Origin of the sequence: Planococcus sp. SE5232 (assembly GCF_050686535.1) — a bacterium.
Classification (GTDB): domain Bacteria; phylum Bacillota; class Bacilli; order Bacillales_A; family Planococcaceae; genus Planococcus.
Map to the genome: position 1 here is coordinate 788,511 of NZ_JBOGCP010000001.1, position 21,809 is coordinate 810,319.

Below are 21,809 nucleotides of genomic sequence, written 5' to 3' on the forward strand. Positions count from 1 at the left end.
TTTTGGAGAAAAAGCCCCGTATGGTAAGATGGAAACTGAGATTGTTTGTGAAAGGAAGAGGACATTGTCGAAAAAACTAGATACATTTTTAGATGAAAATTTAACAGAATTAAAAGAGCAGGGCCTCTATAATGAAATCGATCCGGTTGAAGGACCGAACGGCGCCATCATCAAAGTGCGCGCCAAGGAACTGATCAACCTTTCTTCAAATAACTACCTGGGGCTTGCGACCAACGAAGAGTTGAAGCAAGTGGCAAAAGATGCTATCGATAAATATGGTGTCGGTGCAGGGGCAGTCCGCACTATCAACGGAACGCTTGATCTGCACGTGAAATTGGAAGAGAAATTAGCCGAGTTTAAAGGAACCGAAGCGGCTATTTCCTACCAATCCGGTTTTAATTGCAACATGGCGGCGATTTCAGCTGTAATGGACAAGAACGATGCGATTCTGTCCGATCAATTGAACCATGCATCAATCATCGATGGCTGCCGCTTGTCAAAAGCGAAAATCATCGCGTTCAAGCATTCCGATATGGAAGACCTTCGCATGAAAGCGAAAGAAGCGACAGAATCAGGCCTCTACAATAAAGTTATGGTCATCACGGACGGGGTCTTCTCAATGGATGGCGATATCGCCAAACTTCCTGAGATTGTGGAAATCGCCAAGGAATTCGACTTGATCACGTACGTGGATGATGCGCACGGTTCAGGCGTCACTGGCAAAGGAAAAGGAACTGTGAAGCATTTCGGCCTTGAAAAAGAAGTCGATATGCAAATGGGAACTTTGTCTAAGGCAGTCGGAGTTGTCGGCGGTTATGTAGCCGGCAAAAAGAATCTCATCGATTGGCTGAAAGTCCGTTCACGTCCATTCCTGTTCTCGACAGCGGTAACTCCAGGCGACGTGGCAGCTATCACCGCTGCAGTCCAAATGATCATGGATTCAACGGAATTGCATGATCAATTATGGAGCAACGGCGATTACCTGAAAAAAGGGCTGGATGCATTAGGCTTTGATATTGGCCATTCCGAAACGCCGATTACACCTTGCATCATCGGCGACGAAAAGCTGACGCAGGAATTTTCGAAGCGTTTGTTCGAAGAAGGCGTTTATGCCAAGTCGATCGTTTTCCCAACCGTTCCAAAAGGCACTGGACGCGTACGTAACATGCCGACAGCTGCCCACACGAAAGAAATGTTGGATGAAGCCATCGCCACTTACGAAAAAGTCGGCAAAGAATTAGGCGTCATCAAGTAAATAAACGAAAACACGCCCGGCGATACGCTGCTGGGCGTGTTTTTATTTCCAGATATAGGATATACAGTCCGGATGGTGTGATATACAGTCCAGTTGGCAGGAAATACTGTCCAAACTAGCTTAAATACTGTCCAAATCAACCAGAATACTGTCCGTAGGCATTTCCTGCGCCTCAAAGTAAATCGCAGCGAACATTTTTGCGGTCACCAGCATGGCGGTTTCATTGAAATCGAAGTTTTCATGGTGATGGGGGTAAACTGCGGCATTATTTGCCATTTTCGCCCCAATAAAAAAGTAGGCGCCAGGCTTTGCCTGCGTAAAATAAGTGAAGTCCTCGACCGGCATGACCGGGTCGATTTCCACGACGTTTTCTTCACCCAACAAGCCGCGGCCTGCGCTGCGGACCCGCTCGGTTTCAGCCGGATGGTTCCACAGCGCATCATAGCCATTTTCAATGATCACTTCAGCCGTGGCGCCCATTGCGATGGCGACATTCTCCACAATCGTCCGCAGGCGCTGGCTGGCCAGCTCGCGAAGCTCAGGATCGAAGACGCGGATGGTGCCTTCCAGCACGGCTTTGCCCGGAATGACATTATCGGCATCACCCGCATGGAATTTTCCGATGGAGACGACCAACTCCTTCAGCGGGTCCGCATTTCGGCTGACGATGGATTGCAGCGCCACCATGATATGGCTCGCTGCCAGAATTGGATCGACGCCGTTATGCGGTTCGGCTCCGTGGCTTCCCGAGCCGTGGACGATAATTTTGACCGTATCCTCGGACGCCTGCAGAAAGCCATCGCGCAAATAAATACGGCCACTGTCCATTTTGCTTTGCAGATGAGCGCCGTAGACGGCATCCACACCGTCCAGGCAGCCATCTGCAATCATGGCACGTGCACCGCCCGGCGACAACTCTTCGCCGAATTGATGGATCAGCACAATCGTGCCCGGAAGCTCTTCCCGAATGGCCATCATCGCTTTAGCGAAGCCGAGTAAAGCAGCAGTGTGTCCATCGTGTCCGCAAGCATGCATGACGCCGGGAACAGTGGATTTATAAGGGACATCTTTTTGATCATCGATCGGCAAGGCATCAAAATCTGCACGAAATGCAATCGTTTTGCCAGGCTTGCCGCCACCGATCGTCCCGACGACTCCGCGCCCGCCAACTCCCCGGCGAACCTCAACGCCCAATTCTTCCAGACGGTCCGCAATAAAAGCCGGAGTCGCAATCTCATGATGCGACAGCTCGGGATGCATATGCAGGTGTCTTCTTGTTTCCACCATTTCCTCGTACAGTGAATCAATCTGCTCAGCTAATGTCATATATGTAAGCTCCTTTGGATATAAAATAAAATACCAATTATTCTTTAATTTCACTATAGTAGTAAGTATACAATAAGTTAAAATCATTGGAGGCACTCAAATGAAAATCACAAAAGCATCTTTGCATGCAGTCAGATTTCCTCTCAGCGAACCATTCATCATCTCTTATGCAACTTATCCAGATATGCCGGCATTGATTGTGGTACTGGAAACAGACACCGGCCTTGTCGGATACGGAGAAGCAGTTCCGGATGAACATGTGACGGGAGAGTATTTCACTGCAGCGTTTGAACTATTGAAAGAGCTGTTCCTCCCGGCGATCATCGGAATGAACCCGTTCGATATTGAAACTATCCATTCGAAACTAAACGCGTTGATGGCCCGCAATCCAGCGGCTAAAGCCGCTGTGGATATCGCCTGCTATGATTTGATGGGTAAAGCGTCAGGGCAGCCAGTCTATAACCTGATTGGCGGGCAGGCAACGGCTCATTTGGATTATCCGAAAGTGCTCAGCATCGAAGCACCTGAAATCATGGCGGAAAAAGCGAAGAAAGCCGTTGAAATGGGCTATGCTTCCCTAAAGCTGAAAGTAGGGAAAGGGCAGGCGCAGGAAGATGTCGACCGGATTTTGGCCGTTCGCGAAGCAGTCGGCAAAGACATGCCGATCCGAGTCGATGTCAATCAAGGATGGAAGTCTCCAGGCATTGCCGTGGCGGCAATCAAACAACTTGAAGGGGCCAACATTGCCTGGATCGAGCAGCCGATCCGCATGGGCGACATCCGGGGCCTCGCTGAAATCCGTTCGAAGACCGCCGTGCCGATCATGGCCGACGAAAGCATCCAATCGATGGAAGACCTGTTGGAAATCATCCGGCTGCAGGCGGCGGATGTCATCAACATCAAATTGATGAAATGTGCGGGGATTTTCCATGCTGCGCAAATGGCAAAGACGGCTGAAGCAGCGGGTATGCTGTGCCAAATCGGTTCCATGGTGGAATCATCCATCGGTTCAGCCGCAGGCTATCACGTTGCGATGTCACGCATCAATATCGAAAGCACCGAATTGACGGGGCCGTTGCTGTTCAGTGAAGAAATCGGCGACTTGACCTATCAGCACCCGAATGTCTTATTATCCGGTAAGCCAGGTCTGGGTGTGGAAGTGGATCAGGCGCAATTGGAGAAATTGACGGTTAAATCATGCATCATCGAAAAATGACCGCAAAAAAACTCGCAATCTCAAAAGAGAGGCGAGTTTTTCTGTTTCATTCAGTTTACGCTTTTCTTAAATCGTATCGGCTTTCTGTATCAAACTCAGGAAACGTTTTGTCCGTTCTTCTGTCGGATGGTTGAAGATGTCTTCGGGTTTGCCGCGCTCGACGATGCGTCCTTCGTCCATGAACAGCACTTCGTCAGCGACGCCTTTGGCAAAGCGCATTTCGTGTGTCACCACGACCATCGTCATGCCTTCAGCAGCCAAGTCTTTCATAACCTGCAGCACTTCGCCGACCAATTCCGGATCGAGCGCAGACGTCGGTTCGTCGAACAGCATGACTTTCGGTTCGAGTGCCAGCGCGCGTGCGATGCCGACGCGCTGTTGTTGGCCGCCGCTCAGCTGGAACGGGTAGTCATTGATCTTTTCGCCGAGACCGACTTTCGTCAGCAGCTGTTCGGCTTTTTTGCGGGCTAATTTTTTGTCCAGCTTTTGGACAGTAACCGGACCTTCCATGACGTTTTCAAGAGCTGTCATGTGCGGGAACAGGTTGTAATGCTGAAAGACCATAGCCGATTGCTTGCGAAAAGCCATAATCTGCTTTTTCGACAAAGGTTTGGAGAAGTCGATGGTTTGTTCGTCGATTGTTACGGACCCGGAAGTCGGTGTCTCCAACGTATTTAGGCAGCGCAGGAATGTCGTTTTTCCGGACCCGGATGGCCCGATGACCACGATGGCCTGACCTTTTTGGACGTCTGCATCAATGCCTTTCAATACTTCAAGATCGCCGAATTTTTTATGCAAATTTTTGATTGAAATCATCTGGGACTCCTTACTGCAATAAGTGAACTGCTTTTATTATCTGGAAACGTACCGGTCAAAGCGGTGTTCGAGTCTTCCTTGAACCAGAGACAAGGCAAAGCAGATGACCCAGTAAAGCAATGCCGCCTGCCCGTAAAGCAGCAGGAACTCGTAATTGGTCGCAGCGATTTGCTGGGCGACCCTGAACATCTCGGTAACCAGAATAAGCGATGCCAGCGATGTATCTTTAATCAGACTGATGAATGTATTCGACAAGGGAGGCAACGAAACGCGTGATGCCTGCGGTAAAATGACGCGTCGCAGGGATTGTGTGTAAGACATGCCGATGGTATCGGCTGCCTCCCATTGACCTTTGGGAATCGACAAGATGGCTGCCCGGATCACTTCGGAAGCATAAGCTCCGACGTTCAAGGAGAAACCGATCACTGCCGCTGGAAATGGATCAATCGTGATACCGAGTGTCGGCAATCCGTAAAACAGGATGAACAATTGGACCAGCAGCGGTGTACCCCGAATGATGGAAACATAGACGCGGGCAATGATCTGGAAAATTTTAACCGTAGAAATTCGCGCCAAAGCTGTCAAAATCGCCAGTACCAATCCGAAAATAAAGGATATGATCGATAGAGGCAAGGTGAATTGAAGAGTTGCCTCGATTAATGGAAGGAATGAGGATTGCGCAATGTCCACAAGCCGTTCCATTCTGACAGGATCGGAGAAAATACTATTCAAGTACATTTTCACCAAACCATTTTTCTGAAATTTCATCGTAGGTGCCGTCTTCGATCATATCGGCCAATGCCTGGTTGACTTCATCGACGATTGCGCCGCTGTCCTGTCTGAACAATAATCCACTTTGAGCAGCATCTTCAGACTCATCGACAACTTTCACTTGTGCATCCGGACGCTGTTTCAGGAAATCCAAAACGGTCAAATTATCATTGACAGTCGCATCAACACGGCCCGAATTCAATAATTCGATTGCTTGGTTAAATCCTTCGACGCCTTCAAGTTCTGCGCCGAATGAAGTTGCGGTTTCAGCATAATTGCTGGTCAGTGACTGCGCAGACAATTTGCCTTCCAAGTCTTCAAAGCTCTGGATATCCGTGTTGTCTTCTGCAACCACCAATACGGCAGTAGAGGTGATGTACGGGTCTGAAAACTCATAGCTTTCCTGACGTTCCGGATTGATCCCGACTTGGTTCGCTACCATATCAAAACGGCCGGCATCCAATCCTGCAAACATGGCATCCCATTGCGTTTCAAGGAATTCAGCTTCAACGCCAAGGCGATCTGCCACTTCACGAGCTATTTCCACATCAAATCCAGTCAAGTCACCCGAAGCATCATGGAAAGTGAAAGGAGGGTAGGTTCCTTCCGTTCCGATAACCAATGTTCCTTCTTCCTGGACCTTAGCCAATAGATCTTGCTCTGAGCTTTCGTCTCCTACTGCATCATCTGTCGTTGGATCTTCTTCCGGTGACCCTCCGCATGCAGCCAAAACCAGCATTGCCACCAACAATAAAAACGCCAAACTAAATTTCTTCATAAACTCTCCTCTATTCTTTTGTATTTTTTGGATTTCCTTACCCGAATGCCGCATCCGTATTTTAAACCTACTGTAAATATAGTTCATAAAGACATAATGACCAACCGGATTAGTAGGTTTAAAGTTTAAAAAAAGGAAAATTGATGCGAAATCTACAAGTAATCCTAAAGCTGATTTATTATAGCACGCCTACCCTGCAGTCTCAAATGAAGCGAACGCAAAAAGACAGATTTTCTGAAGTTCGATGATTCAGCGGTTATGCACTGATAGAGAACGTTTTGCTAGTTGGAGATCAATTGACGGTAATCTTTTTTTAGAAATCATTTGTGTTTTTAAAGAGAACACATTATAATAACTAAATATTAAAGGTTAAATTAACAAGGTTTATAAGCTATTTTTTGTGTTTTCACACAGGACAAATGTTTTGGAGAAAAGGAGTGTTGAAAATGGAACGAATTATGATTACAGGTGCTTTAGGACAGATTGGGTCGGAGCTTGTGGGGAAAATGCGCAGCATCTATGGCAATGACAATGTATTGGCGACGGATATCCGCCAAACTGCCGATCAATCCGGTCCTTTTGAAATTTTGGATGTGACAGACGCACAGAGAATGCACGATTTGGCAAAGGATTTTGGAGCGGATACAATGGTCCACATGGCGGCTTTGCTGTCAGCGACTGCTGAAGAAAAACCGCTGCTTGCCTGGAACCTGAACATGGGCGGCCTTGTAAATGCGCTCGAAGCATCTCGTGAGCTTGGCATGCAATTTTTTACACCCAGTTCCATTGGCGCATTCGGTCCATCAACACCTAAAAAGAACACACCGCAGGACACATTGCAGCGCCCGACCACCATGTATGGGGTCAACAAAGTAGCCGGCGAGTTGCTATGTGATTATTACTATACAAAATTCGGCGTTGATACTCGCGGCGTACGTTTCCCGGGGCTGGTTTCAAACGTTGCACAACCGGGCGGAGGCACGACCGATTACGCTGTCGACATCTATTACAAAGCAATTGAGCAAGGCAGTTACACCTCTTATATTGCAGAAGGCACTTACATGGATATGATGTATATGCCGGATGCACTGCAGGCCATCGTCGACTTGATGGAAGCAGATCCCGCCAAATTGATTCACCGCAATGCTTTCAACGTGACGGCGATGAGCTTTGAGCCGGAACAGATTGCAGCATCGATCCGCAAGCATATTCCGGACTTCAAGATGTCCTATGCTGTTGACCCGGCAAGACAGGAAATTGCAGACAGCTGGCCAGATAATATTGATGCATCGGCAGCGAAATCAGAATGGGGCTTTAAAGCTTCTTACGATCTGGACGCGATGACTTTCGATATGCTGGAAAAATTAAAAAAAAAGCTTCAACCCGTTTGAGTGAATCCCATTAAAAAAGCCGAAATGATAAAAACGCCATCCGCGGCATGCGGATGGCGTTTTTGGTTTGATTAAAATAACAAATGTGCGACACCGACAACAATCGGCAAAGCAATGATTGTACGAAGCAGGAAAATGACGATTAGGTCAAAGATGTTGACGGGTATTTTGGAACCCAACAACAATCCACCGACTTCGGACATGTAAATTAGTTGGGTTACAGACATAGTGGCGACAACAAAACGTGTCATTTCAGACTCGATGTCTGCGCCAAGAATAGCTGGCAGGAACATATCGGCAAAACCGACGACCATCAATTGTGCAGCTTCTGCTGCTTCCGGAACGCCGAGCAATCGTAAGTACGGTTCAAATGGCGTACCCAGAATCGTAAATATAGGAGTATATTCAGCCAAGATCAATGCGACCGTACCGAAAGCCATAACAACCGGCGCGACCCCAATCCACATATCCAACACGTTTTTGAAGCCGTCTCGGAAAAATTTACTGATAGAGCGATTATCATCGGCTTTCGTCAAGGCGTTTTCAATGCCGTGGGAAGCGACGTTATAGCCTTCTGGAACATCCTCAGTTTGAGACTCCTGTGGCGAACCGTCCATGAATGTAGTCGGTTTTTTCGAAAGTGGATAAATGCGCGGCATGATCAGCGCCAAGATGATACCCGCTAGAATGACAGTAGCGTAGTAAGGCAGGAAGTAGCTGCCAAGACCAATCTCCTGAATGACCACAATCGCAAATGTGATGGAAACGACCGAGAAGGTGGTTCCGATGATTGCTGCTTCACGTTGCGTGTATTTATTTGCTTCATATTGTTTGCTTGTCAGTAGAACCCCGATGGTGCCATCTCCGACCCATGAAGCCAAGGCGTCAATGGAAGAACGGCCAGGCAAACGGAAAAGCGGACGCATGATTTTCACCATCATGGTTCCGAAAAACTCAAGCAAGCCAAAGTTCATCAAGAGGGGAAGGAATAATCCGGCAAAGAGGAAAATGGTGAAAAGGAATGACAGTAAACCGTCTCCAGCCAGAAGAAGTCCGCCGGTATTTTCGTTCCAGATCGGTTCAGGACCGACTTGGAAAAGCACCATAATTGCAAATGCAGCTCCCAGGATCCGGACGATGGTCCAGAAGAGATTGACATTGAAAAGCTTATCGACAAATGAAACGGATTCTTTCTCGTTGACTTTCTTTGTGATGAAGAACAATGAACCTAAAGCGGCCACGATTAAAATGACCATCATTATCCACGGTACAATGGATTCAATAGATCCGGCCAACAAATTGGCAAGCACAGCAATTGTTACCATCCAGCCATCTTCGGTTGGAATCGGTATTAAAAACAGCAGGATTCCAAGTAAAGAAGGAATCAAGAACAATAACCAAGTTGAAGCAGAAAACTTTTTCACAACTAATTCCCCTTTTCTGAGTGTATGAATACACATGATACTAACTGATTATACAGCGTTTTTCCCCATGAAAACGCTTAACAGCCAATGTTTATATTATCTGAAAATGTCCATAAAAAATACCCCCCAACAGAGAAAAAGTTGAGGGGTATATTTTTAAAAGGATTTTTCAAAATCTTCGTGCCAACGATAATTGTAGAAACGTTCTTTCGTCAACCAGTTTTCTGTCTCTTTATCGCCCTGTTGAAGTTTATGTTCCATCTCCTCAAGCATCCAGGCCGTTTGAGAAATATGGGCTTTCATGGAATTCATTTTTTGGTCGCGGACTTCCTGGATATCGTAGATGACATCGGGTTGACCAAGCATTTCCACTGTATTGTTCGCAAACGCGACGCCATGCAATGTCGGACGATCCTTCATCCGGCGAACGGCACGCACAACGGCACGGGCAGTCGCTTCATGGTCCGGATGGACAGCGAAATCAGGGTAGAAGGTGATGATCTTCGAAGGGTTCAGCTCTTCGATCAGGTCCGTCATCAAGCCGACCATCTTCTCGTCATCTTCGAATTCAATGGTTTTATCGCGCAGCCCCATCATCCGAAGGTCGGTCAATCCCATTGCATCTGCAGAAGCCTGAAGCTCCTTTTTGCGGATGATCGGTAATGATTCTCTTGTGGCAAATGGCGGGTTGCCCAAGTTGCGGCCCATTTCGCCAAGTGTCAGACACGCGTATGTAACCGGGGTGCCTTGCTGGATATGTGTCGTGATCGTTCCGGACACGCCGAATGCTTCATCATCCGGGTGAGGGAAGACGACCAGGACATGTCGTTCTTGTGGAATTGTCATCGTAAGTTCCTCCCTTAATAACTGAACGGTGTTTCGCTGATTTGCAGCGCGACCGCCAATTTTCCAGAGCCGTCGTGTCCTGCAAGGAGCAGGCGGCCTTGTTCGTCCAATTCATAATGTGTAATGCCTTGCGCGTAGACCCAGCCATGCGGCAATTTCAGTCCGACACGATGGGGGCTGTCCCCAACCACTTTTCCGAGTTCGTAATTGATGACGACGTTTCGGATAAATGCACCAGCATTGAAAAAGCCTTCATTGAAATGGGTGGCATACGAGCCGTTCGTCGTTTCCAAATGAAGGTAGACATCTCTGCCTGCAAAAGCATCCAGTTCAACCTGTAGTTTTTTTACTTCGACTAGTTCCATGATGTTCCTCCTATTGAATCGGTATTCTTTCAGTATAGGGAAATGTGGGGAAGAATGCGATTAGGATGCTTTGTGTCGGTTCAGTCATTTTCATTTAAACAAAAAAGACCGCCCCGGAAAATCATTTTCATGATCTTCCGGGGCGGTCTGGACTGGAACATTTTATAATTCAGTTACTTCAACTTCAGGTTTTGTGAATTTCGATGCGGCACCGTGCATGACAGGGCCGACGTATTCATTCAGCTTCCAGCCGTGCTGGATCGCTGTTGCGACAAAAATTTTGGCGTTGAGGACAGCGTCTTTAACCGACTGGCCGTTTGCCAGGTTCGCCGTAATCGCTGCTGCGAATGTGCAGCCTGCGCCGTGGTTGTATGTGGTATCCGTTTTTTCGGATGTCAGCAAATAATGCGTTTTGCCATCGAACAGCAAATCTGCCGCCTTTTCGTGCTTCAATTGCTTGCCGCCTTTGATGACAACAAACTCAGCGCCGTGCGCGTGGATCTTTTCAGCAGCTGTCTGCATGTCCTCCACTGTTTGCAAGGTGCCTTCGCCTGATAATTGACCAGCTTCCACCAGATTCGGCGTAACGACTTTAGCGTTCGGCAGTAAATACTTGATCATGGCGTCAACGTTTTCAGGAAATAAAACTTCGTCTTCGCCTTTGCACGCCATTACCGGATCGATGACCACGTCTGTGATGCCAGAATCAGCAATCGCTTTTCCAGCCATTTCGATAATATCGACAGTCGGCAGCATGCCGGTCTTCAAGGCGTCAACGCCAGTAGAGAACGCTGTTGTCAACTGGGCATCGAGCGTATCCAACGCAATCGGATGGATGCCGTGGCTCCAGCCGTTTTCAGGATCCATGGTGACGATGACAGTCAATGCATTCATGCCATATGTTCCATGTTCCTGGAAAGTTTTAAGGTCTGCTTGTATGCCTGCTCCGCCGGAAGTGTCAGAACCGGCGATGGTTAAGGTTTTTTTGAGTGTCATGCGTAAATCTCCTTTAAGTGGATTATGTCATTGCTCTCATTTTAACAAAAATTCGAACATTTACAACGGATTGCGCTTATTCGGTACCAGCAGAAGAGCTGCAGTCGCGAGGCAGATAAGCAGAAATACAGTGGTGAAAATCCCCATTAATGCAAAGCCGCTTTTGAAAAGACCAATCGTAATGAGTAATGTTAGAATGGAAACAGCTACTATTATCAGGCCGAGACAGCCCAATCCGGCCCGTTTTGCGCCTTCTGGAGCAGTCGCTCCTTTAGTTTTTGAAACACTGGTTATTTTTTCGCGCCAATCGGCCATGCTGATCGCTCCTTTAGATAAGCGTACCATGAAGCAGAGATGAAGAGAATATAAGAAAGTAGGGGTTTTATTGGCGAAAGATCCGAAAATGACGGAAATCGAACGGTTATTGGCAGAAATGAAAGAGCAGGGAACGACGAAAGAATCAGGCTTTTGGAAAAGCACCAAATTGATGATGAGTGTCTGGCGCAATACGTTTCTGGTGCTGATAGCGGTTTTGCTGTTGCTGCTTGTGGCTCTTCCATTGGGCACTTTTTGGATGATCAAAGGCAGCACAGCGACTGAAAGCAAAGGTGCCTTTCTGGAACAGATCCAGGAATTGAACGAGCTGTCCACAGCAGAAGCTTTTTCGAAAGTCATCATTGAACGCGAAGATAATGCAGTATTCGGGCAGGAAATCGGCTTGGACCTGCCGGGAACGAAACGGCAACTGCTGGTCGTCATACCGGGATCGGTCCGCGCCGGCATTGATTTCTCCAAAGTATCCGAAGACGATATCATTCTTGACGAAGAAGCCCAGACCGCAACATTGACGTTGCCGCCGGCAGAGTTTCTGGGAGGACCGGAACTGTTCATGGACCAGGTGGAGGTTTATTCGTATGAAGGGCTGTTTCGCAGCGGAACGGACTTTTCTGAGGCCTACGAACTGGCGGAAGAGGCCAAGAACCTGATGTTGGTGGAGACGGAAGGCCAGGGCGTGCTGCAGACGGCAGAGGCTAATGCAGCGCGTTCGGTCCAGGAGATGTTCGGCTTGGTCGATTATGATGTCACAGTAGAGTTCGAGGAGTGATGGATATGGGCAAACAGATTTTCAACAACGATTGGCAGGACGTCGTGGGCGAAGAATTCGATAAACCGTATTATTTGGAGCTGCGCGAGTTTTTAAAAGAAGAATACGCCAATAAAACAATCTATCCTGCAAAAGAAAATATTTGGTCGGCTTTTGAACACACGGCGTATCAGGATATCAAAGTCGTGATTTTGGGGCAGGATCCGTATCATGGCCCAAACCAGGCGCATGGCCTAAGTTTTTCCGTACAGCCGGGAGTGCCGCATCCGCCGAGCCTGCGCAATATGTTCAAGGAATTGAAGGAGGATATCGGCTGCGACAAGCCGAAAGACGGCACGTTGACGAAATGGGCCGACCAGGGCGTCCTGATGATGAACACCGTCCTGACGGTCAGAGCCGGAGAAGCGAATTCGCATCGCAATAAAGGCTGGGAAACGTTTACGGATGAAGTCATCCGCAAATTGTCCGAGCGCGAAGAGCCGATTATTTTTGTGTTGTGGGGAAAACCTGCCCAAACGAAGAAGCGGCTCATCGACCTCGGAAAGCATGAGGTTCTCGAAGCGCCTCATCCAAGTCCGCTCAGTGCGAGCCGCGGTTTTTTCGGCAGCCGGCCGTATTCAAAAGTGAACAGTCTGTTACAAAGCCGCGGCCAAACGCCCATCGATTTCTGTTTGGACTGACCTGCAGCAGAGCGTCGTGGTAAACTGGAAGTAATCCAAAAAAGGAGAGGGGGCTGTAACATGGCCATCGATACCATGCGTATTTTAAATGAAATCGACAAGCACACGACGCGTGCGCGAGGCGGCCATCCGGCGAAGGTGCGTGAATCTGTCGCGGCCATCCGTGCATTATGCGACCTGCTGCTGGAGGACGATCAACCGGCTGTCGACAAGGAAACACCGCGCGCCGTGCCGCTTGCTTCCCCTCAGCCGCAGACGGTATCTGCCGTCAATAAGCTGAAAGAAGAAGACGCGAACGGCGATTCGCTGTTTGAATTTTAAAGGGAAAGAGGAAATGGAATATGAAGTTTTTCTTGATTGCCGGAGCGGTTAACGCTCTTCTGTCTGTCGCATTTGGCGCGTTTGGCGCACATCTGCTGGAAGGGCGTGTTGCAGATAAATATTTGGATACATGGCAAACGGCCGTACAATATCAGATGTTCCATGCAGTCGGCTTGATGGTCATCGCGATCCTCATGAGCTCGTCTCTGCTTGGGCCACTCGGATCATTGAACTGGGCTGGCTATTTGATGCTTGCTGGTATCGTCATTTTTTCAGGGAGTTTATATGTCCTGAGTTTAACGGGCATCAGCATTCTCGGTGCCATCACGCCAATCGGCGGCGTCGCTTTTATCGCCGCCTGGGTAATGGTCATCATTGCTGCAGTAAAAGCGTTGTAAGAATAGGGGAAGGGCAATCTGTTTTATGCGGATTGCCCTTTTTTTTAGGTCGCGGACAGTATTTGTGGTCGAATGGACTGTATATTGCTCAAGTCGGACTGTATATCCAATTAATTGGGAATTCGGCGTATGAAACTGCCGCTGATTTCGCGTCGAGGTGCGGTCTAGGACGTTTGAGGTGCGGAAATGGGTCGGCGAGGTGCGGTTACACCCGCTTGAGGTGCGGAAATCACTCCTCAAGGTGCGGTCGCAGCCATTCGAAGTGCGGTCGCATACAAATCAAACAAAAAAAGCCGCCCAAAAGGCGGCTTTCAGCATGCGTTCATTAAACTTCTAAAAATTTAACGGTTCTTTCGGCATCTAGTCTTGTACCGACATAGAATGAACCGAATTCTGCGTAACGCGCGCTGACTTCGTCAAAACGCATCTCGTAGATCAGTTTCTTGAATTGAAGAACGTCGTCTGCGAACAAAGTAACGCCCCACTCGTAGTCGTCAAAGCCGACAGATCCAGAGATGATCTGTTTTACTTTGCCGGCATAGCTGCGGCCGATTTTGCCGTGTGACAGCATCAATTCTTTGCGTGTATCCATTGGAAGCATGTACCAGTTGTCGTCACCATCGCGGCGTTTGTCCATCGGGTAGAAGCAGATGTACTGTGAACGCTGAAGTTCTGGGTACAGACGCGCACGGACATGTGCATTCTGGTAAGGATCTTCGTCGGATTTTCCAGCCAGGTAGTTGGAAAGCTCGACAACTGAAACGTATGAATAGGTAGGAACTGTATAAGCGATCAATGTCAGCTTATTGTATTCCGTTTCAAGTTCGTTCAATTCGTCCATTGTTTCACGCAGCATCATCAGCATCAAGTCAGCTTTTTGGCCAACAATTGAATACAAAGCATGTGCGCCGGTTTTATTTTCATCGGCTTGGTTGATTTTGTCCATAAATGCCTGGAATTCGTCGATCGCGAATTGGCGCTCTTCTTCCGTCAGCATTTTCCACGTTACCCAATCCATCGACCGGAAATCGTGCAGGACGTACCAGCCGTCTAATGTAATCGCTGCTTCATTCATTACTCAAACACTCCTTTTAATGTAAATCTCTCACCACTCAGTTTATCACAACCCCTCATCAACTTCCTTTAAAACTAATGGCTGTCACCAATTTGACATGACGCGCACGGGTTTTCAGCAACAGCCGAAAAGGGTAAACTGAAGACAAGCAATTGCAGAAAGAGGAGAAGGAAGCATGCCGTTATTTTTTGAAGAAACAGCCTGGCGTTTTTGGGACCAGTCCCTCAGCGCCAAAAACCGCTCTGCACTCGAGTCGTTCGCAGCGGATGACACTTTATGTGAATTGGTTGGATCGGGAAAAAGCGCCCCGACCGTCCGCACATGGGTGCACGACGATACTGTAGTATTGGGCATCCAGGATCACCGGCTGCCGCACATTGATGAAGGGATGGACGCTTTGAGAGCACGTGGGTTTTCCCCGATTATCCGCAATTCAGGCGGGCTCGCGGTTGTGCTGGACGCTGGTGTCCTGAACATTTCGCTCGTTCTGTCGGAAAAGGACAACGCCATCGACATTCCAGCAGGGTACGAATTGATGCTTGACTTGGTGCGTGAGCTGTTTCCGGAAGCCACAATCGATGCCTACGAAATCGTCGGCTCGTACTGTCCGGGGTCCTATGACCTGAGCATTGGCGGCCGGAAGTTCGCCGGCATCTCGCAGCGCCGGATTCGCCGCGGAATTGCCGTACAAGTTTACCTGTGCGTTGAAGGCAGCGGTTCAGAACGCGCAGAAGTCATCCGCGATTTTTACGAAGCGGGACTGCAGGGAGAAGAAACGAAATTCACTTACCCGGAAATAAAACCGGAGACGATGGCATCGCTCAGTGAGCTGCTGGAAAGAAACATTACCGTTCAGGAAGTGGTGCTGGACCTCCATGCTTTAATGGGAGAACCCGCACCGATGCCCCTGCAGCAGGATGAGACGGAACTGTACGGTTTTTATTTGAAACGCGTTGTCGAACGCAATAGCAAAATGCTGGAACGCCCTCTTGAATAGAAGAGAGGCGCTGGTGTAGAATAGCTGGTACATGAAAAATCTGGAGGTGCGCAAGTGAGCTACGCAACGCAAAAGTTAGCTGAGGAAAAAGTCTTCAAAGATCCGGTTCACCGATATATCCACGTGCGCGACCAAGTGATTTGGGATCTGATCAATTCGCGTGAAGTTCAGCGTTTGCGCAGGATCAAGCAATTGGGCACCTCGTATTTAGTATTCCACGGCGCGGAACACAGCCGTTTCAACCACTCGCTGGGCGTTTACGAAATTGTCCGCCGGATTTCGGATGATATTTTCCACGGCCGTCCAGAATGGGATGAAAGCGAACGCTTGGTGGTTTTGTGTGCGGCGCTTCTCCATGACTTGGGCCATGGCCCGTTTTCGCATTCATTTGAAAAAGTCTTTTCTGTCGACCATGAGGAATTCACGCGGGAAATCCTGCTTGGGGATACCGAGGTCAATGAAATCCTGTTGAAGGTGTCCGCTGAATTTCCAAAAAAAGTTGCGGAAGTCATTGCCAAAACGTATTCGAATAAACAAGTCGTTTCATTGATTTCCAGCCAGATCGATGCAGACCGCATGGATTATCTCCAGCGGGATGCGTATTATACAGGGGTTTCCTACGGACATTTTGATATGGAACGGATTCTCCGCGTCATGCGTCCGCTGGATGACCAGGTGGTCATCAAGTCGAGCGGCATGCACGCTGTCGAAGATTACATCATGAGCCGGTACCAGATGTACTGGCAAGTCTATTTCCATCCGGTTGCCCGCAGTGCAGAAGTGATTTTGCGCAAGATTCTGCAGCGCGCGAAGGAATTGAGTGAAAGCGGCTATAAATTCGAACAGCCGCCGACGCATTTTTTGGCATTTTTCGACCGGAGCTTTACGCTGAAAGAATATTTGGCGCTCGATGAAGGCGTGCTGATGACCTATTTCCAATTGTGGATGACCGAACGCGATCCGATTCTATCAGACCTGTGCGACCGCTTCGTCAACCGGCGCCTGTTCCAGTATGTCGATTTTGACCCGGGCAAGGACTATAAAAAGCTTGGCGAGTTGGCTCAGCTGTTCCATTCTGCCGGCATCGACCCGGAATATTATTTGATAGACGACTCGACATCCGACCTGCCCTACGATTTCTATCGTCCGGGAGAGGAAGAAGAGCGCCTGCCGATCCATTTGTTGATGCCGAATGGCGACATCAAGGAATTATCGCGCTTGTCCCAGATTGTAGATGCCATTTCAGGCAAGCGCAGAACCGATTATAAATTGTATTTTCCAGCTGAGCTATTGATCGACGGCAAGAAAACAGCCATCAAACAGCAGATTTTGGAAATGCTTCGAGAAGGAGGGCTCTAGTTGCTCCAGGAACATGCAAAAATTGTGGACTTTATTGCCGCAGCGGAAGGTGTCACCGGCCGCAAGAAACTACAGAAAATGATCTACATAATGAAAAAGATGGACCTGCCGTTTCAGGAAAAATACGAATTTCATATTTATGGGCCGTACTCGGAAGAATTGACTGCCCGTGTACACGAATTATGCGATATGGGTTTTTTGACGGAAGCGTTGGAGGACAAAGGCTCGTACGTTCAATATAAATACACCGTTACAGCAGAAGGCATGGAATTCCGCAAAGTGTTGGGCAAATCCGTTTTGGATAATCCATCGACTGCAGGGAAACTGAATGCCAAAAGCGGGCGATTCCTGGAATTGACCGCGACTCTCCTGTATTTCGACAATTTGAATCGTCAGGAACAAATCGACAAGCTGCATGTCGTCAAAGGGAAATTGAACTTTACGGCAGAGGAAATCGATGAAGCATTCGCTTTTATTGAAGGATTGCGCTCTTAAGAGAATTGGAAATGAAAAAAGCTCCCGTTATGGGAGCTTTTGAGTAATAGAGGTTGATTTTCTTTTGGTGTCCAGCTGCAATGGCCAACTCTTCGGGTCATAAGTCAACCCGGCTGTGTGCCAAAGAGCGCCACTTCGCCGGTCTGCCTTATGCCTTTCAGAGCTGAACGGCCATTTCCGCTCCTCTTACTGATCGCTGAACAGTTTGCCTTTTGTGCCGTAATCGGTTTTTTTCATGTCCTCGATAAAGACGGTGACATTTTCGATCGGTGCGCCTGTTGTTTCAGAAACAGCTTCGGATACCTTCTCGACTAGTGCGCGTTTTTGGTCTTCTGTGCGGCCTTCGAGCATTTTTACAGTTACGTATGGCATAATGGATACAGCTCCTTTTCTTGAGAATACTATCATCATAGCAGAACGGAGGATTCAGACAATGGCGAATGAAGAAAAACCAAAACAAAAAGTAGGCTTCACCATCATAAAGAACGATCCGACGGACGGCCATAAAGGCTACGGCATCGGTTCCTTGTCACTGGAAAACGTTTCTCCACTATTCATCGATGTGGAAGAACAGGAAGCTTTTATTGATATCGGTGCTATGCATGCCCGCAGTGAAGTGGAGCGCGGCATCAAGTTCACCACCAACCCGGAAGATTCTGCCGGCGGCAAAGATTATTGGCTCGTGTGGATCACCATCGATTACAATCCGGAAGGTCCTTATTACGCGGGAGTTGCAGCATGCGAAATGGTGGTCAACCGTGAGAAACGGCGTGGTTATAAAATTCTGGCTGATCATGTCAATCGCATGGACAAGTCGATGAAGCGCAAAATCCTTGTTGAACAAATGGATGAACCATCGAAAAAAGTGCTTGCTGAATACTTGGAGAGCCATAACCCCGAAATGTGGCAGCGCAGCTCAGAACAGCTTCATCAGGACCTTGGCCGAAAGTAAAGAACACAGCTTGGCCAATAAAAGATGAGAATGTCAAAGCAGAATATCTATTAAAAATGCAGTTTTTTGAACAGAATGTGACATTTCTATTTGCTTCCAATGGATGGTTGAAGTTGTCTATAAAAGGCAGTACACTAGAAATACAGCTTTTCAATAGAAAGCTAGGACACCTGGTAGCGAGCAAGTGCCATGAGCCATTGAGATTAAAACCCAAGCCCAATGCCTCATGTCTCTTTCTCTGCACCATCAGGCTTTAAAAAGGTTTTCTGTGAAGGGAAAAACATTCCCTGTACAGGAAACCTTTTTAGTTGGAGTGTAACGCCACTTTCAACGGGTAAAGAGGAGTATAAAAAAATATTGCACTTTCACCGAAAACACTTATACTTTTTTAAGGTGGATTTGATTTAGATTGAAAAGGAGTTTGATTATAGATGGCAGGATTTTGGTATACAGAAAAACAGACAGAGAATTTCGGGATTACAATGAAAATCAACAAGACGCTTCATACGGAGCAAACGGAATTTCAATACCTTGAAATGGCGGAAACAGCAGAATGGGGCAATATGCTGTTCTTGGATGGCATGGTCATGACCTCTGAAAAGGACGAATTCGTCTACCATGAAATGGTGGCACACGTGCCATTGTTCACGCATCCGAACCCGGAAAATGTACTGGTTGTCGGCGGCGGTGATGGCGGTGTCATCCGAGAGATCCTGAAGCATCCGTCTGTCAAGAAAGCGACGCTCGTGGACATTGACGGAAAAGTGATCGAGTACTCGAAAAAATTCCTGCCAAGCATTGCATCAGGTTTGGAAGATTCACGCGTGGAAGTGATTGTCGGCGACGGTTTCATGCACATCGCGGAATCTGAAAACGAATTCGATGTCATCATGGTGGATTCAACCGAACCGGTCGGACCGGCAGTGAACCTGTTCTCGAAAGGCTTCTATGCAGGCATTTCGAAAGCCTTGAAAGAAGACGGCATCTTTGTGGCGCAATCCGACAACCCTTGGTTCAAAGCGGATCTGATCAAGCAGGTACAGAGCGATGTGAAGGAAATCTTCCCGATCACCAAGCTGTATTTGGCGAACATCCCGACTTACCCAAGCGGTCTGTGGGCATTCACAATCGGTTCGAAGAAATACAACCCGCTGGAAGTTCCGGCTGAGCGTTTCCATGAAATCGATACAAAATACTATACTCCTGAGCTACATAACGCCGCTTTCGTGTTGCCTAAATTCGTGAAAGATCTGACAGGAGAGTAAACGATGAGATTTGACGAAACCTATTCAGGAAAAGTATTCATCAAAAGCCATCCGAATTACGAAGAGTCAAAAGCCGTCCTTTACGGCATGCCGATGGACTGGACAGTCAGCTACCGTCCGGGATCCCGTTTCGGCCCGAACAAAATCCGGGAAGTGTCCATCGGACTGGAAGAATACAGCCCGTATCTCGACCGTGAACTCGGGGACGTGAAGTTTTTCGATGCAGGCGATATTCCCTTGCCGTTCGGCAATCCGGAAAAAAGTCTGATTGAAATCGAAACTTACGTGCACACGCTTTTGGCTGACAATAAAATCCCAATGGGCATGGGCGGCGAACATTTAGTGTCATTGCCGGTCATGAAAGCGGTCGCCAGCAAATACGACGACTTGGCGATCATCCATTTTGATGCACACACCGACCTTCGTGAAAACTACGAAGGCGAAGAATATTCACATTCGACGCCGATCCGTAAAATCGCGGACCATATCGGACCGAAGAACGTCTATTCATTCGGCATCCGTTCGGGCATGAAAGAAGAATTCGAATGGGCCAAAGAGCAAGGCATGCACATTTCGAAATTTGAAGTGCTGGAGCCGTTGAAAGAAGTATTGCCGACCCTCGAAGGGCGCAACGTCTACGTGACGATCGATATGGACGTGTTGGACCCGGCACACGCACCGGGAACAGGCACTGTCGACGCAGGCGGCATCACGTCGCGCGAACTGCTGGCTTCTATACATGCCATCGCAGCGTCAGGCGTCAACGTCGTCGGCTTCGACTTAGTAGAACTTGCACCTGTCTACGACCATTCCGACCAAACCGCAAACACAGCAAGCAAGCTGATGCGTGAGATGATTTTGGGTTGGGTAGAGTAGAGAAAAGCGAAGGCAGCCGTCTAGCCGCGACAAGCGCTGGAAGCCTTGCCGGTAATGGCGTTCTGTGCCATTGCTGGAAAGGCTGAAGCGACTCGAGGGGCTGGACTGCCGGAGTCTGGACAACAAGAAAAGCGGAAACGGCCGTTCAGCTCCGACAGGCAAGAGGTGGCTCAAAGGTAGTTTGAGCCACCTCTTTGCGACGAAGCACAAAGTGCTGCAGGAGCAATAAGGTTTAGACGATCTGACGAAGCGGCGTCCTTTGCCGCATAGCCAGAGTGGCTTATGACCCGAGGAGTTGGCCGTTGGAGTCTGGACAACAAAGAAAAGCGAAGGCAGCCGTCTAGCCGTGACAAGCGCAAGCGAACATCTGGATTTGAATGACAAAAAACCAAGCCGGTCTGGAATTTCCCAGATCGGCTTTTTCAATTTCATGTTAAAGTACAGAAGCCGTAAGTCAGACGGAATGCTGGGAGAACCACAAAACCGGTCGAAGCCCTCCAAAATAGAATCTTTGATTTAAAACCGTTAAGATAATAGAGACTAATTATCTGGAAGAGGTGCTGACAATGGAACTGTATAAATGGACGGGCCATCGCGATCAGGCGGTGACGTTGATGGCGAACTTGGCAAATGCACGGCTGATTTACTTGGTGAACGGCGACGAAGCGGTTCTGCTTTATGAAACAGAAGGCGGCCCAGGATTGCAGGGGGCAGAAGCTTATGGAGTACTGAATGCAGTGGGAGATATCAATGACGGTTACTACGCCGTATTCAATAATATTCCGGTGACGGAGGAAGGCCGTGAGCTGTTTGAATCACGCTTCCAAAATCGGGCAGGAATGGTTGAAAAGGAACCCGGCTTTGCAGCAATTCGCGTATTGCGTCCGCTGAATTCGGATACCTATGCGATTCTGACGATTTGGAAAGACGAGCAATCATTCAAAGACTGGCAGGAATCACAGGCATACGGCCATGCACATGCAAAACGTGGCACGGCGGAAGGCATCGACAAACGCCCGAATATTTTCCCGCGCCCTTCTTTTGTTACAACCTATACAAGGTAACCAGCTATGCTCTGCAATGGAATAGGATTAAAGACCAC

Annotated in this window: 25 protein-coding genes; 14 read left to right on the forward strand and 11 right to left on the reverse strand. The window is 48.3% G+C overall.

From position 1 onward, the window contains the following. Positions 1-64 precede the first annotated feature (64 nt). A complete protein-coding gene (locus ACRC6Q_RS03770) occupies positions 65-1,255 on the forward strand; it encodes a glycine C-acetyltransferase (RefSeq protein WP_431465846.1) in 1,191 nt (396 codons plus the stop codon). Positions 1,256-1,375: 120 nt separating this feature from the next. Here the strand turns inward: ACRC6Q_RS03770 and ACRC6Q_RS03775 are convergent, their stop codons facing one another. Then, a complete protein-coding gene (locus ACRC6Q_RS03775) occupies positions 1,376-2,581 on the reverse strand; it encodes a M20 metallopeptidase family protein (RefSeq protein ID WP_431465847.1) in 1,206 nt (401 codons plus the stop codon). 100 nt (positions 2,582-2,681) lie between these two features. Here ACRC6Q_RS03775 and ACRC6Q_RS03780 point away from each other — a divergent pair, with 100 nt between their 5' ends. Next, entirely contained in the window at positions 2,682-3,797 is a 1,116-nt protein-coding gene (locus ACRC6Q_RS03780; RefSeq protein WP_223640074.1) for a mandelate racemase/muconate lactonizing enzyme family protein, read from the forward strand. A gap of 66 nt (positions 3,798-3,863) precedes the next feature. Here ACRC6Q_RS03780 and ACRC6Q_RS03785 read toward each other — a convergent pair whose 3' ends face one another. Genes ACRC6Q_RS03785 through ACRC6Q_RS03795 form a run of 3 tightly spaced genes read right to left on the reverse strand, consistent with a single transcriptional unit; the run spans position 3,864 to position 6,162 of the window. Further along, positions 3,864-4,613: an amino acid ABC transporter ATP-binding protein gene (locus ACRC6Q_RS03785; protein WP_223640077.1), complete on the reverse strand. Its 750-nt coding sequence runs from the start codon at positions 4,611-4,613 to the stop codon at positions 3,864-3,866. A 36-nt stretch (positions 4,614-4,649) separates the two neighbouring features. Then, positions 4,650-5,351: an amino acid ABC transporter permease gene (locus ACRC6Q_RS03790; RefSeq protein WP_203339677.1), complete on the reverse strand. Its 702-nt coding sequence runs from the start codon at positions 5,349-5,351 to the stop codon at positions 4,650-4,652. Next, complete coding sequence (locus ACRC6Q_RS03795) at positions 5,338-6,162, reverse strand: amino acid ABC transporter substrate-binding protein (protein WP_223640080.1); 825 nt, start codon at positions 6,160-6,162, stop codon at positions 5,338-5,340. Before ACRC6Q_RS03795 ends, ACRC6Q_RS03790 begins: the two co-directional genes overlap by 14 nt. Positions 6,163-6,608: 446 nt before the next feature. Between ACRC6Q_RS03795 and ACRC6Q_RS03800 the strand changes: the two genes are divergently transcribed. Then, on the forward strand, positions 6,609-7,553 hold the full coding sequence (locus ACRC6Q_RS03800; RefSeq protein ID WP_223640082.1) for an L-threonine 3-dehydrogenase: 945 nt from the start codon (positions 6,609-6,611) through the stop codon (positions 7,551-7,553). Positions 7,554-7,624: 71 nt separating this feature from the next. Here the strand turns inward: ACRC6Q_RS03800 and ACRC6Q_RS03805 are convergent, their stop codons facing one another. The 5 genes from ACRC6Q_RS03805 to ACRC6Q_RS03825 form a co-directional block, all read right to left on the reverse strand. Then, the gene (locus tag ACRC6Q_RS03805; RefSeq protein ID WP_223640098.1) at positions 7,625-8,977 is read right to left on the reverse strand and encodes a YjiH family protein; all 1,353 of its coding nucleotides are present in this window, start codon (positions 8,975-8,977) and stop codon (positions 7,625-7,627) included. A gap of 156 nt (positions 8,978-9,133) precedes the next feature. Next, positions 9,134-9,823: a bacillithiol biosynthesis deacetylase BshB2 gene (bshB2, locus tag ACRC6Q_RS03810; protein ID WP_223640101.1), complete on the reverse strand. Its 690-nt coding sequence runs from the start codon at positions 9,821-9,823 to the stop codon at positions 9,134-9,136. Between the two features lie 14 nt (positions 9,824-9,837). Further along, positions 9,838-10,188, reverse strand: coding sequence for a YojF family protein (locus tag ACRC6Q_RS03815; protein WP_223640104.1), 351 nt, complete (start codon positions 10,186-10,188; stop codon positions 9,838-9,840). A gap of 162 nt (positions 10,189-10,350) precedes the next feature. After that, positions 10,351-11,184 (reverse strand): pyridoxine/pyridoxal/pyridoxamine kinase, encoded by an 834-nt coding sequence (gene pdxK / locus ACRC6Q_RS03820; RefSeq protein ID WP_223640120.1) that lies wholly within the window; start codon positions 11,182-11,184, stop codon positions 10,351-10,353. A gap of 60 nt (positions 11,185-11,244) precedes the next feature. Further along, complete coding sequence (locus ACRC6Q_RS03825; protein WP_223640123.1) at positions 11,245-11,499, reverse strand: hypothetical protein; 255 nt, start codon at positions 11,497-11,499, stop codon at positions 11,245-11,247. 70 nt (positions 11,500-11,569) lie between these two features. Between ACRC6Q_RS03825 and ACRC6Q_RS03830 the strand changes: the two genes are divergently transcribed. The 4 genes from ACRC6Q_RS03830 to ACRC6Q_RS03845 are packed head-to-tail and all read left to right on the forward strand — an operon-like array spanning position 11,570 to position 13,688. Further along, positions 11,570-12,289, forward strand: coding sequence for a DUF4230 domain-containing protein (locus ACRC6Q_RS03830; protein WP_223640125.1), 720 nt, complete (start codon positions 11,570-11,572; stop codon positions 12,287-12,289). A gap of 5 nt (positions 12,290-12,294) precedes the next feature. After that, on the forward strand, positions 12,295-12,969 hold the full coding sequence (locus ACRC6Q_RS03835) for a uracil-DNA glycosylase (protein ID WP_223640128.1): 675 nt from the start codon (positions 12,295-12,297) through the stop codon (positions 12,967-12,969). 60 nt (positions 12,970-13,029) lie between these two features. Further along, on the forward strand, positions 13,030-13,290 hold the full coding sequence (locus tag ACRC6Q_RS03840; protein ID WP_223640131.1) for a YwdI family protein: 261 nt from the start codon (positions 13,030-13,032) through the stop codon (positions 13,288-13,290). A 20-nt stretch (positions 13,291-13,310) separates the two neighbouring features. Next, positions 13,311-13,688, forward strand: a complete 378-nt coding sequence (locus tag ACRC6Q_RS03845) for a DUF423 domain-containing protein (protein ID WP_223640135.1) — start codon at positions 13,311-13,313, stop codon at positions 13,686-13,688. A gap of 325 nt (positions 13,689-14,013) precedes the next feature. Here the strand turns inward: ACRC6Q_RS03845 and hemQ are convergent, their stop codons facing one another. Further along, on the reverse strand, positions 14,014-14,763 hold the full coding sequence (hemQ, locus tag ACRC6Q_RS03850; protein ID WP_223640138.1) for a hydrogen peroxide-dependent heme synthase: 750 nt from the start codon (positions 14,761-14,763) through the stop codon (positions 14,014-14,016). 175 nt (positions 14,764-14,938) lie between these two features. Between hemQ and ACRC6Q_RS03855 the strand changes: the two genes are divergently transcribed. The 3 genes from ACRC6Q_RS03855 to ACRC6Q_RS03865 are packed head-to-tail and all read left to right on the forward strand — an operon-like array spanning position 14,939 to position 17,614. Beyond that, positions 14,939-15,760, forward strand: coding sequence for a lipoate--protein ligase family protein (locus ACRC6Q_RS03855; RefSeq protein WP_223640141.1), 822 nt, complete (start codon positions 14,939-14,941; stop codon positions 15,758-15,760). Between the two features lie 54 nt (positions 15,761-15,814). Next, positions 15,815-17,119, forward strand: coding sequence for an HD domain-containing protein (locus ACRC6Q_RS03860; RefSeq protein ID WP_223640144.1), 1,305 nt, complete (start codon positions 15,815-15,817; stop codon positions 17,117-17,119). Next, positions 17,120-17,614, forward strand: a complete 495-nt coding sequence (locus ACRC6Q_RS03865; RefSeq protein ID WP_223640147.1) for a YwgA family protein — start codon at positions 17,120-17,122, stop codon at positions 17,612-17,614. It begins immediately after the preceding gene. 186 nt (positions 17,615-17,800) lie between these two features. Here the strand turns inward: ACRC6Q_RS03865 and ACRC6Q_RS03870 are convergent, their stop codons facing one another. Further along, a complete protein-coding gene (locus tag ACRC6Q_RS03870; protein WP_038704761.1) occupies positions 17,801-17,986 on the reverse strand; it encodes a 2-hydroxymuconate tautomerase in 186 nt (61 codons plus the stop codon). A 61-nt stretch (positions 17,987-18,047) separates the two neighbouring features. On the opposite strand from ACRC6Q_RS03870, the gene ACRC6Q_RS03875 reads away from it, so the two are divergent. The 4 genes from ACRC6Q_RS03875 (at position 18,048) to ACRC6Q_RS03890 (ending at position 21,771) form a co-directional block, all read left to right on the forward strand. Continuing rightward, complete coding sequence (locus ACRC6Q_RS03875; RefSeq protein WP_223640150.1) at positions 18,048-18,566, forward strand: YwhD family protein; 519 nt, start codon at positions 18,048-18,050, stop codon at positions 18,564-18,566. Between the two features lie 431 nt (positions 18,567-18,997). Next, positions 18,998-19,831 carry a spermidine synthase gene (speE, locus tag ACRC6Q_RS03880; RefSeq protein ID WP_223640153.1) on the forward strand — a complete coding sequence of 278 codons (834 nt, stop codon included), beginning with the start codon at positions 18,998-19,000 and terminating at the stop codon, positions 19,829-19,831. A gap of 3 nt (positions 19,832-19,834) precedes the next feature. After that, positions 19,835-20,707 carry an agmatinase gene (gene speB / locus ACRC6Q_RS03885; RefSeq protein WP_431465848.1) on the forward strand — a complete coding sequence of 291 codons (873 nt, stop codon included), beginning with the start codon at positions 19,835-19,837 and terminating at the stop codon, positions 20,705-20,707. Positions 20,708-21,273: 566 nt separating this feature from the next. Further along, a complete protein-coding gene (locus ACRC6Q_RS03890; RefSeq protein ID WP_223640159.1) occupies positions 21,274-21,771 on the forward strand; it encodes an antibiotic biosynthesis monooxygenase family protein in 498 nt (165 codons plus the stop codon). Positions 21,772-21,809 lie beyond the last annotated feature (38 nt).